General features: G+C 72.2%; 12 protein-coding genes. 5 read left to right on the top strand and 7 right to left on the bottom strand.

What is annotated here, in order from left to right:
• The first annotated feature begins 126 nt into the window (after nucleotides 1-126).
• On the top strand, nucleotides 127-255 hold the full coding sequence (locus AC07EQ_RS33470) for a DUF397 domain-containing protein (protein WP_478391865.1): 129 nt from the start codon (nucleotides 127-129) through the stop codon (nucleotides 253-255).
• A gap of 100 nt (nucleotides 256-355) precedes the next feature.
• Here the strand turns inward: AC07EQ_RS33470 and AC07EQ_RS33465 are convergent, their stop codons facing one another.
• Together AC07EQ_RS33465 and AC07EQ_RS33460 are read right to left on the bottom strand one after the other, a co-directional pair.
• Nucleotides 356-2,857 (bottom strand): ABC transporter permease, encoded by a 2,502-nt coding sequence (locus AC07EQ_RS33465; protein ID WP_478391831.1) that lies wholly within the window; start codon nucleotides 2,855-2,857, stop codon nucleotides 356-358.
• The gene (locus AC07EQ_RS33460; RefSeq protein WP_478391830.1) at nucleotides 2,851-3,597 is read right to left on the bottom strand and encodes an ABC transporter ATP-binding protein; all 747 of its coding nucleotides are present in this window, start codon (nucleotides 3,595-3,597) and stop codon (nucleotides 2,851-2,853) included. The genes AC07EQ_RS33465 and AC07EQ_RS33460 overlap by 7 nt, the downstream gene beginning before the upstream one ends.
• A gap of 132 nt (nucleotides 3,598-3,729) precedes the next feature.
• Between AC07EQ_RS33460 and AC07EQ_RS33455 the strand changes: the two genes are divergently transcribed.
• Both AC07EQ_RS33455 and AC07EQ_RS33450 read left to right on the top strand, forming a co-directional pair.
• Nucleotides 3,730-4,887: a sensor histidine kinase gene (locus AC07EQ_RS33455; protein WP_478391829.1), complete on the top strand. Its 1,158-nt coding sequence runs from the start codon at nucleotides 3,730-3,732 to the stop codon at nucleotides 4,885-4,887.
• Entirely contained in the window at nucleotides 4,884-5,528 is a 645-nt protein-coding gene (locus tag AC07EQ_RS33450) for a response regulator (protein WP_478391828.1), read from the top strand. The genes AC07EQ_RS33455 and AC07EQ_RS33450 overlap by 4 nt, the downstream gene beginning before the upstream one ends.
• A gap of 90 nt (nucleotides 5,529-5,618) precedes the next feature.
• Here the strand turns inward: AC07EQ_RS33450 and AC07EQ_RS33445 are convergent, their stop codons facing one another.
• Both AC07EQ_RS33445 and AC07EQ_RS33440 read right to left on the bottom strand, forming a co-directional pair.
• Nucleotides 5,619-6,113, bottom strand: a complete 495-nt coding sequence (locus AC07EQ_RS33445) for a Dps family protein (protein WP_358567537.1) — start codon at nucleotides 6,111-6,113, stop codon at nucleotides 5,619-5,621.
• A gap of 210 nt (nucleotides 6,114-6,323) precedes the next feature.
• A complete protein-coding gene (locus AC07EQ_RS33440; protein ID WP_132491770.1) occupies nucleotides 6,324-6,878 on the bottom strand; it encodes an NADPH-dependent FMN reductase in 555 nt (184 codons plus the stop codon).
• Nucleotides 6,879-7,049: 171 nt separating this feature from the next.
• Between AC07EQ_RS33440 and AC07EQ_RS33435 the strand changes: the two genes are divergently transcribed.
• On the top strand, nucleotides 7,050-8,114 hold the full coding sequence (locus AC07EQ_RS33435) for an alpha/beta hydrolase (RefSeq protein WP_478391827.1): 1,065 nt from the start codon (nucleotides 7,050-7,052) through the stop codon (nucleotides 8,112-8,114).
• A gap of 38 nt (nucleotides 8,115-8,152) precedes the next feature.
• Here the strand turns inward: AC07EQ_RS33435 and AC07EQ_RS33430 are convergent, their stop codons facing one another.
• Nucleotides 8,153-9,115 carry a Gfo/Idh/MocA family protein gene (locus tag AC07EQ_RS33430; RefSeq protein WP_478391826.1) on the bottom strand — a complete coding sequence of 321 codons (963 nt, stop codon included), beginning with the start codon at nucleotides 9,113-9,115 and terminating at the stop codon, nucleotides 8,153-8,155.
• 120 nt (nucleotides 9,116-9,235) lie between these two features.
• Between AC07EQ_RS33430 and AC07EQ_RS33425 the strand changes: the two genes are divergently transcribed.
• Entirely contained in the window at nucleotides 9,236-10,219 is a 984-nt protein-coding gene (locus AC07EQ_RS33425; RefSeq protein ID WP_478391825.1) for a helix-turn-helix transcriptional regulator, read from the top strand.
• Between the two features lie 79 nt (nucleotides 10,220-10,298).
• On the opposite strand, the gene AC07EQ_RS33420 is transcribed toward AC07EQ_RS33425, so the two are convergent.
• Nucleotides 10,299-11,165, bottom strand: a complete 867-nt coding sequence (locus AC07EQ_RS33420) for an RICIN domain-containing protein (protein WP_478391824.1) — start codon at nucleotides 11,163-11,165, stop codon at nucleotides 10,299-10,301.
• Between the two features lie 501 nt (nucleotides 11,166-11,666).
• Nucleotides 11,667-14,132, bottom strand: coding sequence for a helix-turn-helix transcriptional regulator (locus AC07EQ_RS33415; protein ID WP_478391823.1), 2,466 nt, complete (start codon nucleotides 14,130-14,132; stop codon nucleotides 11,667-11,669).
• Nucleotide 14,133 lies beyond the last annotated feature (1 nt).

Genomic DNA, 14,133 nt, shown 5'->3' with positions numbered 1-14,133 from the left:
GTTTTCCTTCCCTCTCCCCCCCCCTCCCCCCCCTCCGTTCCCCCCCCCCCCCCCCCCCCCCCCCCCCCCCCCCCCACCTCCACCCGGACGTGTCAGGGGTGGGTGGTGAGGGCGTGCCAGCGGTCCATGCAGGTGTCCTCGCGGATCCGGTCCAGGGTTCGGGACTCCCAGGACCGGGATGGGGCCGTGCTCGTGTTCCCCCGGCAGCGGTGGGCCGCGTTCGTCTCGGGGTTGCGGGATCGCCGCTGGTCCTGAGCGGTGGTGGCCGGTTTGGCCTGGCCACTGGGCCGTGAGTCTTTTGGGTTGCTATGGCGGCCCAAAAGACTCACGGCCCCGGACCTGCGGAACCTTGCGGTCACTCCGTGGCTATCGCCTTCAGGACGTCGGTCCTGGCCGCTCGGCGGGCGGGCCACATCGCCGCCAGCACCGCGCAGATCGCGATGGTCACCAGGGACGCCGCGATGACTTCGGTCGGCATCGTGAAGTCCCCAAGGCGCTGGCCGAACATCGCGTGCTGCATCACCGCCCCCACCGGGACGCCCACCAGCACCCCGAGCAGCGCGCCGAAGACCGACACCACCGTGCTCTCCACCCGGATCGTCCGGCGCACCAGCAGCCGCGTCGCGCCCACCGCGCGGAACACGCCGATCTCGCGGGTGCGCTCCGCGACCGAGAGCATCAGCGTGTTCACGACGCCGAACAGCGCGATGACGATCGCGACGCCGAACATCGCGTACATCAGGGCGAAGGCGAACGCCTGCCGGTCGACGCCGTCCCGGACCATCGACTCGCGGTCGCCGATGGTCACGTCCGGCCGGTCGCGGAAGGCGTCCTCGATGCTCTGCCGCGCGGCGGCGGGATCGGGCCCGGAGGCGTACACCGTCGTGACCTGCTTGCGCAGCGATTCGGGTGCCAGGCCGACGTCCAGGAAGAGGCTGGCGCCCAGTTCCGTCGCGTCGTAGACGCCCACCACGCGCTGCGTGACCGAGGTCTTGGCGTCCAGTTTCAGGGTGACCTCGTCGTTCATCCGCAGGCCCAGCATGTCGGCCTGGTTCTGCGAAACGACCACGCCGCGCGAGAGATCCGCGCTGCCCGCGGTCAGCTTCGGCGTGAGCACGGTGCCCAGGGCGGCGGGTTCGATCGCGGAGATCCGCCGCACCGTCTCGCCGCCCGGGTACGCGAGCTCGATGAGCACGTCGCGGCTCCCCGCCACCTCGGTGACGCCCGGCAGGCCGATGGCTTTGCGCAGCTCGGCCGGGGTGAGCGCGGATTCGCCGCCGGCGGCGGACTGCAGGACCGTCGTCCGGTCCGGCAGGTTCGCGCGGGTCGTCGAGGCGATCAGCGCGGCGAACGTCGAGCTGATCGTCGCGAACGAGCACACCAGGGCCAATCCGATGGTGATCGCCGTCGCCGTGCCCGCGGTGCGCCGCGGATCGCCCGCCGCGTTGCGCAGCCCGAGCCGCACGGCCGGCCCCGATCTCGCGAAGGTCCGCGCGAGCGGGCGCAGCACCAGCTCGGCGAGCTGCGGCGCGAGCACGATCACCCCGATCACGCCGACGACCGCGCCCACCAGCGCAATGATCCGCGCGGCGTTCGACGAGCTGGGATCCGCCGTGGCGGTGATCAGCCCGGCGGCGATGAGGAGGCAGCCGAGACCGAGGAAGTTCCTGCTGCGCTTGACCCCTCGCGGCACGACCGCGTCCAGGCGCAGCGCCGCGACGGGCGGCACGGCGGCCGCGCGCCGCGCGGAGCCGTTGGCGGCCAGCACCGTCACCAGCACTGCGACGGCGTAGCCGAGCAGGACGGCGAACGGGGTGACGGTGAACGCGACCTCGTCGTCCGGGCGCAGCGCCGAGAGCAGCAGCGGGGCGATCGCCACCCCGGCCAGCGTGCCGATCGTGCCGCCCGCCACGCCGAGCGCCACGGCTTCGGCCGCGATTCCCGCCCTGACCTGCCGCTTCCGGGCGCCGACGGCGCGCAGCAGCGCGAACTGGCGGGTCCGCTGGGTCACCAGCACCGCGAAGGTGTTGGCGATGACGAACATGCCGACCAGCAGCACGACCGCCGCGAACGGCAGCATCGTCATCCGGAGGTCCTGCACGTCGGAGGCCGACTGCTCGGCGAGCGCGGCGGCCAGGGCGCGGCCGGTCGTCACGTGGTGGTCGTCGGGAACCAGCGCGCGCACGGCGTCCGCGATCGCGCCGGGATCCGCGGCGGTCAGCTCGATCCGGTGGAAGCGATCGCCGAGCAGGCTCGCCGCGGTCGCCGACTCGTAGGCCACGACCGGCACCGCATCCGAGGGATCATCGGAGTCCACTATGGACTCGGGTCCGAGCTGGCGGTAGCCGAACAGCCCGGTCACCGTGGCCTCGTCGACCTTCCCGTCGGACAGCAGGATTCGCGCGGTATCGCCCACTGCGAGCCCGCCGGTCCGCGCATCCGACGCGTTCAGCGCGACCTGCCCCGGCCCGGCCGGCGGGCGGCCCGCCACCAGGTCGAAGCGCTCGTCGCCGCTCCAGTTCGTGGCCGCCCGGTCCAGGACCGTGCCAGTCTGGACGAGCTTGCCGTCGCGTCCGACGATCCCCGCCCGGCCGACGATCACGCCCTCGGCCCGCGCCACCCCTGGCACCGCGGCCAGCCGGTCCCGGTCGGCGGGCGCGAGCACCGGCTCCTTCCCGGGGCTTTGCACGGAAACGCCGACATCGTGGCGGATTTCGCGGGCGGCGAGGGTGGCCGCGATGGAATCGGTGACCACCCAGCTCCCGACCGTCGCGGCCACGCCGAGCACGATGGCGAACAGCGTCATCGCCAACCGCGCCCGGTGCGCGAGCAGGTCGCGCAGCATGGTCCTCAGCATCGGGATGCGGTCCTCTCCATCGACTTCATGCGCTCCAGCACGCTGTCGGACGTCGGCGCGGAGATCTCGTCCACGATCCGGCCGTCCTTGAGGAACAGCACGCGGTCGGCGTGCGCCGCAACGCTCGGCTCGTGGGTCACCAGCACGACGGCCTGCCCGAGCTCGTCGACGCTGCGGCGCAGGAAGCCGAGCAGCTCCGCGGCGGTCGCGGAATCCAGGGCACCGGTCGGCTCGTCGGCGAAGACCACCTCGGGCCTCGTGACCAGAGCCCGCGCACAGGCCACCCGCTGCTGCTGGCCGCCGGAGAGCTGGCTAGGCCGGTGGTGCAGCCGGTCCTGCAGGTCGACCGCCTCGACGACCTTCCGCAGCACGTCCGGGTCGGGCTTGCGGCCGGCGAGGTCGAACGGCAGCGTGATGTTCTCCAGCGCGGTGAGCGCGGGCAGCAGGTTGTATGCCTGGAACACGAATCCCACGCGGTCCCGGCGGAGCCTGGTCAGCTCGTCGTCGCGCAGGCCGGTGAGTTCGGTGTCGCCGATCCACACCCGGCCCTCGTCGGGCTCGTCCAGGCCCGCGACGCAGTGCAGCAGGGTCGACTTGCCGGAGCCGGACGGCCCCATGATCGCGGTGAGCTCGCCGTGCCGGAACGCCACGTCGACGCCCGCGAGCGCGATCACCCGGGAACCTCCCGCGCCGTAGTGCTTCGCCAGGCCCGTGGCCCGGACGGCCGATTTCGATGTCATGGCACGGAATCGTGCGCGCCCGGGCCGTTCCGGCACGTCACCGGAAAGGCCACGGCCGGCGCTAACTTTGGTTACGCCGGGCCTGAACTTCGGTGGGACGCCGGAGCGGGCGGGCCCGGCTACGGTCGTGGTGTGGCGAAGCGCATGCAGGTGGTGCTGCTGGCGGCGGTGGTCGCGGCGGGCACGTTCGTGCCGGTCAGCGGCGGGCCGATCCCGTACCAGCTGGCGGTTTCCGGCGCGCCGCCGATCTTCGGCGCCCTGCTGTCCGCTGTGCTGGCGGCCGCATCGGTGATCTGCGTTCTGCTGCTGCCGCGCACGTCGTGGCCGGCGATCGTGGCCGGGCTGGTGGCCTGGCTGCTGATATCGGCCTGGGTGCCGCTGTGCGTCAGCTCGTACCTCGGCGCCCGCACGATCCGCGAACAGCGACGGCTGATCGGTTGCTTCGCGGTGGCGAGCGCGGCGGTGCTCCTGCCGACCGCCATCGGCCTGGCTTTCGGCCGAGCGGGTCTGGCGCTGGGCGACATGTTGGCCGCGCTCGGCGGCGTCGGCTTGTTCGTCGCGCTGCCGTTCGTGCTCGGCCTGTGGAACCGCTCCCGCCACGACGTCCTGGAGGGCCTCCGCGAGCGCAGCGCGCAGCTGGAGCGCGAGCAGGCCGCCCGCGCGGAACAAGCGCGGATGCAGGAGCGAGCGCGGATCGCCCGGGACATGCACGACGTCGTCGCCCACCGGGTGTCACTGATGGTGCTGCACGCGGGCGCGCTGGAGGTCAACGCCGCGGACCCGGGCACCGCCGCGACCGCGGAGCTCATCCGCACCACCGGCCGGGAAGCCTTGGCGCAGCTGAGGGATTCCATCGGCGTCCTCAAGAGCGCGACCTCGGACACCCGCCTCGGGCCGCAACCGACGCTGGTGGACCTCGACGGCCTGCTCGACCGGTCCCGGGAAGCCGGAATCCCGGTGCACCGGCACGACGAAGGGACACCGCAGCCGCTGACCACCCTGGTGGAGCAGGCCGCGTACCGCGTCGTGCAGGAGGCGCTCACCAACGTCCACAAGCACGCCGGAGCGGCTCGCACCGATGTCGAATTGCGTTACCTGGACTCGGTTCTGGAGGTCGACGTGATCAACGAAGCGCCGCGGGCACCGGTCGAGCCACTGCCCGGCAGTGGCATGGGGCTCGTCGGCCTGCGGGAACGCGTCGAGCTGCTCGACGGCTCGTTCGCGGCCGAGCCGCGCTCCGACGGCGGGTTCGCGGTGTCCGCCCGGTTCCCGCTGGAGGAGCGCGCGTGATCCGGGTCCTGGTGGTCGACGACGAGGCGCTGGTCCGGGCCGGGCTGCGGATGATCCTGGAACCGGCGGCGGACATCGAGGTCGTCGGCGAGGCGGGCGACGGCGGCGAAGCGATCACCGCCGTCGCGAAGCACCGGCCGGACGTGGTGCTGATGGACGTCCGCATGCCGGGCGTGGACGGGCTGACCGCGCTGCGGGAGCTGCGGCGTTCCCCGGCCCCGCCCCGGGTGATCATGCTGACGACGTTCGACCTGGACGACTACGTGCACACCGCGCTTCGCAATGGCGCGGCGGGATTCCTGCTCAAGGACACGTCGCCGCGCGACCTGGCCAACGCCGTCCGGATCATCGCCGAAGGCAGCGCCATGCTCACCCCGAGCATCACCAAGCGACTGCTCGACACCTTCGCGGAGCTGGAGTCGCCGGCGGCCGCGGAGGCGCGGCAGCGGCTGGCGGCGCTGACCGAGCGGGAGGGCTCCGTGGTGCGCGCGGTGGCCAGGGGCCTGTCGAACGCCGAGGTCGGGGCCGAGCTGGCGATGAGCGAGGGGACGGTGAAGGTGCACGTCAGCCGGGCGCTGGCGAAGCTGAACCTGTCGAACCGGGTCCAGCTCGCGCTCCTGGTCCGCGACGCGGGCCGCTGAACGCTCCGTTCCGGCCGCAAAAACCCGTGCGTACTTTGTGCTGCTATCGCGACACAAAGTACGCACGGGTTCTGACCTGCGGAGATGCGGCTATTCGGCGAGCTGGGCCTGCCACATCCAGTGCGACTTCTCCAGCTCCGCGGCGATGCCGATCAGCAGGTCCTGGGTGACGAGGTCGGTCTTGTCGGTCTCGTCGATGCGGGCCCGCAGCCGGCGGATCAGCTCCGCCAGCGCGGCCACGATCGCCGCGACCACCTCGCGGTCGCTGCGCCAGTCCGAGTCGAACTTCGGCACGCCGGAGCCGTCGGCGACGGTCGCGGCACGCCCGTCGGGCGAGACGCCGATGGCGGCGGCGCGCTCGGCGACGTCGTCGGCGAAGCCGCGCGCGGTGGTGACCAGTTCATCCAGGTGGAGGTGCACGTCGTGGAACAGCCTGCCGACGACGTTCCAGTGCGCCTGCTTCGCCACCAGGTGCAGGTCGATGAGGTCCAGCAGGGTGCCTTGCAGCACCTTGCCGGTGATCTCCCGGTCCTGGTCGGCCAGCGGGCTGGAGATCGGATCCTTCTTGACGGTCTTCTGGGCCATGAGCTGGGCTACCTCCTCGAACGCGAGCAGACCCCTCGAGGGTCCTGCCTCGGCGGTGCCCGCGCACGTCGAAGCCCCGTGCCCAGCAGGATCGCGGTCCCCCAGGCCCCTCGCGGCCGCAATTTCAATGGAAATCGAAGGTCCGATTTCCATTGAAATTGCGGACCTCCGCGCCTGGCGGAGGGTGGTGCGGACGGCCGGGAGCAGGGGTCAGGTGCGGTTGGCGAAGTCGACGACCTGGTGGCCGATGGTGCGCAGGACGTTCGCCACCTTCTCGTCGGTGCACTCGCCGCCGGCCTCGAACTGCGTCTCGGCCGAGTTCACCGCGCCACCCAGCGGAGTCGGCCAGCCGCGCAGGGCGTGCACCACCGAGCGGAGCGCCTGCAGCGTCGTCACCGTCGCCTGCCAGCCGTAGGCGATGCCGATGCAGCCCACCGCCCGGCCGTCCAGGTAGGGGCGCTCGTCGCCGCGCAGGTCCTCGGCGTAGTCCAGGGCGTTCTTGATCAGCCCGGAGATCGTGCCGTGGTAGCCGGGCGAGGCGAGGATGACGCCGTCCGCCGAGCGCAGGGCGTCGACCAGCTCCAGCGCGTTGTCGGTGCGCTCGGTCAGGTGCGGGTCGTAGAACGGCATCGCCAGGCTGCTGCCGGTGATCGCGTGGACCTTGGCCCCGGCCTCGCGAGCCCCGGCGAGCGCCGCGTGCAGCACCCGCTCGGATTGCGAGTCCGGTCGCACCGATCCGCCGATTCCCACCACGGTCACCGTCATGCGTTCGATCCTTTCACCCGCTGCCCGCGTCTGTCCCCCTCCTGCGGGGCTGCTCGCCACGCTAGAACTTCGAGCACGCTGGAGGTCAAAGCCACCCGGCCGTGTCCCGGACCACAGCTACCTGCGGGTAACCTCAGCATCACTTGTCGCCTTCCGGGGAGGTCAACGCCGATGTCGAAGGTCCTCGAACTGGTGCAGCCGACGCTGGAGGCCGCGGTCGTACGCGGCGTTTTCGCGCTCCCCAAGCCCGCGCGGCGGCTCCTCGCGGGGCGCGCGATTCGACTGGACGACCAGGAACTCGCGCTCGATGCTCAACTGCTGCTCAAGTTGATGCGGCTGGCCGGCCACGAGCAGCTGTCGGCGGCCACGGTCGAGATCGCCCGCGCCGGGATGCGGCGGTCGACCAAGATCACCGCCGGCCAGGTGCCCGGCGTGGTGGTGGCCGACCGCCGGATCCCGACCGCGTCGGGTGACCTGGCGGCGCGGCTGTACCGGCCGCGCGAGCTCTCCGAGCCGGGTCCGCTGCTGCTCTTCTTCCACGGCGGCGGCTGGGTCATCGGCGACCTGGACAGCCACGACGACCTGTGCCGGTTCCTCGCCAAGCACGCCGGCATCCGGGTGCTGTCGGTGGACTACCGGCTCGCGCCGGAGTTCCCGTACCCGGCCGCCCTGGACGACGCCATCGACGCCTACCGGTTCGCCGTCGAGAACGCCGCCGAGCTGGGCACCGGCCCCGACGCGATCGCGGTCGGCGGGGACAGCGCGGGCGGCAACCTGGCCGCCTCGGTCGCCCTGCACGCCACCCGGTCCGGGCCCGCGAAGCCGGTGTTCCAGCTGCTGATCTACCCCGCCGTCGACGCCACCACGCGGCGCCGGTCGCGCGAGCTGTTCGCCAACGGGTTCCTGCTCACCGACGGCGACATGGACTGGTTCATGAACCACTACGCGCCGGAGGAGGACGTCCGCGGCGACCCGCGGCTGTCGGTGCTGCTCGCCGAGGACCTCAGCGGGCTGCCGACGGCGCACGTCGTCACGGCGGGCTTCGACCCGCTGCGCGACGAGGGCGAGGAGTACGCGCGGCGACTGGCGGAGGCCGGGGTGCCGGTGATCGCGCGGCGGTTCCCGGACCTGATCCACGGCTTCGCCAACCTCCGCCCGATCGGCGACCGCTTCCAGGAGGCGCTGTTCGAGATCGTCGGCACCCTCCGGGCCGGTCTGGAACTCCAGAAGGCCTGAGGGGTCTTGAGTGACGAACAGGGCTAGAACCGGGTTTGTCACTCACGACGCCGGCCGCTGCGCGGGCCGTTGACCTTCTCGTCGATGTCCAGGGTGAGTTCGAGGGCGTCCAGCGTGCTGGCCGGGGTGATCCGGTTGTCGGCCTCGCCGCGCAGCACCGCCAGGACGTGGTCGATCATCGCCGTGTACTGGTCGGCGGTCGGCAGTTCGAGCTCGCGGGCTCCGTCCGCGGTGTAGGCGGTGACGGCGCCGGTCGGCTTGCCGTCGAAGCCCATCGTCGAGGCAGCCTCCAGCACGCCGCGCTCGAAGGTGGCGGTGTAGCCGCCGCGGGCGCCCCAGGACATCGGCATCAGCGAGGACACCGAGTCACGGGCGAACGCATCGTCGAAGCTCAGGGTCGCCTCGATCGAAGCGCTGTCGTCGTCGCGTGCGACCGTGGTGACCTCGACCTTCCGCGGCAGGCCGAGAGTGCGCGTGATGATGTCCGCATCGCTGTGCATGGCCTCCAGCGGCAGCGCCTGCAGCCCCAGCGAGACGCCCGGCCACAGATGCGCGGTCAGGTTCCACAGGGTCAGTTGCTCCAACCGCCCGTAGGTCCAGTCGCGGACCGCGTCGACCAGCGCCCGGTTGGCCGGGATGAAGCGCTCGAACATGTCCACGAACACGTGCTTGTCGCTGCGTTCGGCGGCCTCGACAACGCGCCGCGCGTCGGCCAGGTCGTCGACCAGCGGCAGCTCGACCAGGGCGTGCTTGCCCGCATCCAGTGCACGCAGCACGTACTCGGCGTGCAGCGGGATCGGCAGGCAGATGTCGATCAACTCGAAGGTCTCGTCCTCGAACGCGGCGTCCGCATCGGTGGCGGAGGCGAACCCGAACCTCCCGGCGACCTCGGCGGTCTTGTCGGCGTTCCGGCCGAACATCACCACCTCGACGTCGTCACGGGCGGCGTAGACGGCGGCGTGCGCCTGCCCGAACCCGGTGCCCAACAACGCGATCTTCATCGTGATCCTTTCGTAGCGGGGCGAGCGGCCCGGCGGTTGCTCCGGGGGCGCCCGGGTGCCACCAACGCTAGGAGCTTTCGAGGTCAGGACGTGTCCTCAAACGGGGCCATACTCGGGAGGGTGAGCTACGACATGCCCGCCCGGACGCTGCGTCTGCTGTCCCTGCTCCAGATGCGCCGGGAGTGGTCCGGCGCCGAACTGGCCGACCGGCTGGGCGTCGCGGTGCGCACCGTGCGCCGCGACATCGACCGGCTCCGAGAACTCGGCTATCCGGTGGACTCCGGTCCCGGGCGCGGCGGAGGCTATCGACTCGCATCCGGCACGGACCTGCCCCCGCTGCTGCTCGACGACGACGAGGCGGTAGCCATCGCGGTGGCACTGCGCACCGCGACCAGCGGCATCGCCGGGATTGCCGAAACCGCGCTGCGCGCGCTCGCCAAGCTCGAACAGGTCCTCCCCACCCGGCTGCGCGGCCGCGTGACCGCCCTCCAGCACACGATCACCCCGCTGCACTTCAGCGACGGCAGGCCGCAGGCAGACCCCGCGGTCCTGGTGACCGTGGCCGCAGCCTGCCGCGACCACGAAATCCTCACCGTCGACTACACGACCCGACACGGCACCGCCGGCCCGCGCCGGGTCGAACCGCACAGCGTGGTCGCGGCCGCCGGCCTGTGGTACCTCGTCGGCTACGACGTCAACCGCGACGACTGGCGCCTGTACCGAATGGACCGGCTGACCAACCCCGCGCCCACCGGACGTCGCGTCGCGCCGCGCGAACTGCCCGCCACGGATCCGGCCGCCTACGTTGCGGACAAGATCACTGCCGCTCCGGCCCGCTTCCACGCGATCGCCCGCATCGCCGCCGACGCCGACGCGGTGCGCGCCCGCGTCTGGGGCGCCCTCCCCGACCGCATCGCCCCCGTCGACGAGCACACCTGCACCGTCGATCTCTCCGGCGACCGGCTATCCCGCATCGCCGCCATCCTCGCCGGCCTCGCCGGCCTCGACGCGGCCTACACCCTCGACGCCGACCCCGAGGTTCTGCACTACTTGGCCAAGGTCGCCGACCGGACCCGCGACGCTGCGAACCGAGCGCTCCGATGAGCGGCCGCCCATGAGGTCAGCTTCGAGAGCCGTGCGCACTTTTTGCCGCCATAGCGACCAAAAGTGCTCACGGCTGGGATCACCAGCCGATGTCCACCGCGAAGACTTGGTGCGCGCCCCCGTCGCAAGGGTCCTGCGTGAGCTGCACACCAGGTTCGGCGCGGGCCTGGTAGACACCGATGCACCACTGCGGCCCCGCAACCGAGTGCAGCCGGTACCCGGCTATCGGCACGGTGACCGGTTCAAAGGTGAACTGCTGATCGGCGCGCCCCTCCTCGCAAACCGCGCCGGCCAGCAGCACGTCGCGATCGGCGCCGCCGTAATCGACGGTCACGCACCCGGTTCCCTTCTCCGGATGCCGCAACAACAGGCGATATCCACCCGCCGCGAGTTCCAGCGCGATCGGTGGAAAAGCCGACGTGCAGTCCTGCTGACCAAGTACATCGCGGTTGCTCGTCTTGAACTTCTCGACGACTTCGCCGACGCAGAAGCCGGTGCCGGCCAGTCGGATCGGCGATGCGTGGGCCGGCGCCGCAGGCACCGCGGGCTGCGGTCTCGACCCGGCCTGTCCCCAATCGTCCCGTCCCACGAGCAAGGCCGTCCCGCTGGCGACCGCGCCGGCCGCCACCACCGCGACAGCGATCAGCACCGCGCCACGCCGTCCCGACACGGGCTTCGCCGCTTCTTCCGCCACGGCGCTGGCTCCCTGCCCGGGTTCGAGGTCCACGCCGGTGCGCAATGCTGCTCTGGCGGCGAGCCAGGATTCGACCGTTTCCGCACTTCCGCCGCACGCGCGCACGTAAGCGGCAACCAACTCAGCACGCGGGAGCTTGTCCCGGTTGAGCGCAGCGCTCGTCGTCGAACTGGGTAGAACATCGCCGTTGCGCTGAGCTTTTCGTTCCAGCGCCCGGAAGCTCAGGTCCGCGCGAAGCCGCAGGTCCCGCATCGCGGCGACGAATTCGGCGGCATCCCTAGCAGCGCGCGGATCGGGCCAATCCTCCGGCACGGCCGCTCCTCCCAGTCGGTGATCAACACCGGAGTTTATGTCCCGGACTGTCCCGGACGGCCCAAAACCTTCCAAGAACGCTGATGGGACGCATTGAGTGAGTACCGCCGGTGCGGCCCAGAGCACCGGTCGATCACCCGGACCGCCACGGAGGAAACCATGACCGAGAACCGCACGGCGCCCACTGCGTCCGACGCCCCGTCGACCGCGAAGCGCTGGGCGGCCAAGATTTCCGGCTCGATCGCCGCCACGCGCAGTGCTCGAGGTCGAAGGCAAGCGCAAGGCAACGCAGTGCCACCACATCAGCAAGTGACGCTCAGATCCTGTTGACGTTCGACTGGGGGTGGGCTCCTGGCGGATCGGTTCGTTCCGCCAGGAGCCCTTTCGTCAGCGATGGGCGGCGAGGCTTCGAAACATGCCGACTCCCGGGGGTTCGGCTCGTCACTGGCCCAGTAGTTCGCGGAGGCGGTTGAGGAGGTCTTCCCGGTTGGCGCAGCCCAGGCGTTGCTTTATGCGGCTCATGTGGTGCTCCACCGTCTTCGCCGAGATGAACAGGCGCTTGCCGACCTGCTTGTAGGTCAGTCCGGCCAGCACCAGCTCGGCGACCTCCTTCTCCCGCTCGCTGAGCACGTCGGTGTCGCCGCCGCGCACCGCCCGCGGCCGCGGCGGCTTGCCCTGCAGGGCCCGCGCGCATTCCAGCAGCGCGAGCATCGCGCGCCGGTCCTTCGTGTGGATCGCCGCCTGCCCCGCCAGCCGCGCCCCGTCCCAGGCCAGCCCGGCCGAGTGCAGCCCTCGCGCCGCCTGTTCCACCTCGTCCTGGTCCACCTGGCCGGTGAGGATCCGCAGCCACACGCGCGCGGCTTCGGCCATCGCCGCGGCCAGCGGGTTGTGGTGCGCCATGCCGTCCAGGTCCGCCGCGAGATGCCGCGCGTCGTCCAGATCTTCCAGCACGATCGCGGCCTGCAGGCGCTTCCAGGTGAGCACCGACGTCCACAGTGGAGGATTGCCGAGCCGTTCCAGCAGTCTGCGCGCCTCCGCCAGGTACGGCGCGATCCAGTCCTGGTCGCGCAGTCGCGCCGCCGCGACCACGAGTTCGCCCAGCGGCAGCAGGGCGAACAGGTCCACCGAGTGCTCGGCGACGGCCTGCCTCGCCTGCCCCCGGGCGGCGGCGAGCGCCCCCATGTCGTTGTCCCGGCTCGCGATGCCCGCCTCGATCGCGGTGGCCAGCAGCCGGTCGCGCGCCGCCGGACCGGCCGCGGCCTGGAGCTTCACGCGCGCCGTCACCGTGTCGCCGCGCACGAGGGGCAGCCATGCCGCCAGCAGCCGGTGCCGGTGGTGCAGCAGCGGGCCGCCCGCGCTCGCACCGATCGCCCGGTCCAGCGTGGACTGCGCGACGTCCAGCTCACCGCAGTGCAGCGCGACCAGGGCGGCGATCGAAGCCGGGCTGTCCGGCACCAGGATGCCGCGGCCCACCGGCTCCGAAAGCGAGGCCGCTCGCACCAATGTGGACAGTGCCGTCGCGGCCGAGCCGACGACCGATTCCCGTACTCCGGCGGCGAGTTGCGCGGCGGCGCCGGTCATCGACGTCGGCGGTCCGGCGTCGTCGGAGGAGCTGAGCAGCTCGTCGGCCTCGCCCAGCCGGCCGGAGCCGATCAGGCCCAGCGCGGCGAACGCACGGTCGCCGGGCCAGCGCAGCTTCCCCACCGACCACCGGCACAGCTCTGCCGAACGTTCCAGCAGCCCGCGGTGCGCCAGAACGCTCGCCGCGACCTGCACACCGAGTTCCTTGTCCGGCACCGCGTCGTCGACGATCACCTGATCTGCCAGGCGCAACGCCTCGTCGAGATCGCCGGCCACGGCGGCGGCGCGCGCCTGCCGCGCGGCCACCGACACCACCGGAGTGCCCGCCGACACCGCCGCGGCGAACAGCGGCCGCGCCAGGTGCGGGGCATCGCGCAGGGCCTCGTCGCCCGCCTTCTCGAACGCCGCGGCCAGGGTCGCTTCCGGCAGCAACGCGATGTCGGCCCCGAGCAGCGGAGCAACCAGCGGCAACACCGAACCGCCACGGGCCAGTTGGGTTTCGACGAGGCGACGGGTCACCCGGAGCCGTCGCTCCCACGGCGCCAGCCGCAGCGCCGCCGCCCGGACGATCGGCAGCAGCACGTCGTCGGCGCCGACCAGGCCGGCGGCTCGCACCGCGAGCAGCGCGGAGCCGACCTCCGCCGGGTCGAGGTCGAGCAGCGCGGCGAGCAGATCGGGGTGCGGGGTCGCCCCGATCGCCATCGCCATCACGCATTCCCGGCCGGCCTCGCCGAGCTGGTCCAGGTCGTGCTGGAACTGGTCGAGCGCGCGCGCCGGCAGCTCCGCCGTGCCCGGCTCGGCCGCCGCGAGCACCCGGCTCACATAGCGCGGCACGCCGCCGGTCTGCGCCTGCAGCCAGCCGATCCACTCCGGCGCGACCGCCCCGGCCTGCGCCGCGATCTCGTCCCGCCCGAGCGCGGCGAGCAGCACCGGCGCGCCGAGCTCGCCGATCAGCTCCGCCAGCGCCGCGGGCCGCGGCCCCGGCCGGTAGGCGACGACCAGCCGCGCGCCGGGCCGCCGGGCGACCTCGCGGAGCTCGCCGAGCACCGCCTCGTCGAGCCGGTGGGCATCGTCGACCAGCACCGCGCCGTCGCCGGCCCGGTCGAGCGCGTTCGCGCCGAACACCGGGATCCCGGCGTCGTGGTAGGTGCGGGCGAGCTGCTCCAGCAGCGCCGTCTTCCCGTATCCGCCCGCACCTTGCACTCCGGCGACGAGCGACGCGGCCGGATCGGCGGCGATCACCGACCGCAGCCCGGCCGCGTGCCCGTCCGGCAGCAGGGCGGGACGGGATGTCGTCGAGTGGTTCACGCCTGGAGTCCTTGTCATC

The organism is Saccharopolyspora sp. NPDC045839 (assembly GCF_056431645.1).
Note: the sequence above shows the minus strand (reverse complement) of the source record. Positions and strands in the feature narration are given on the sequence as shown.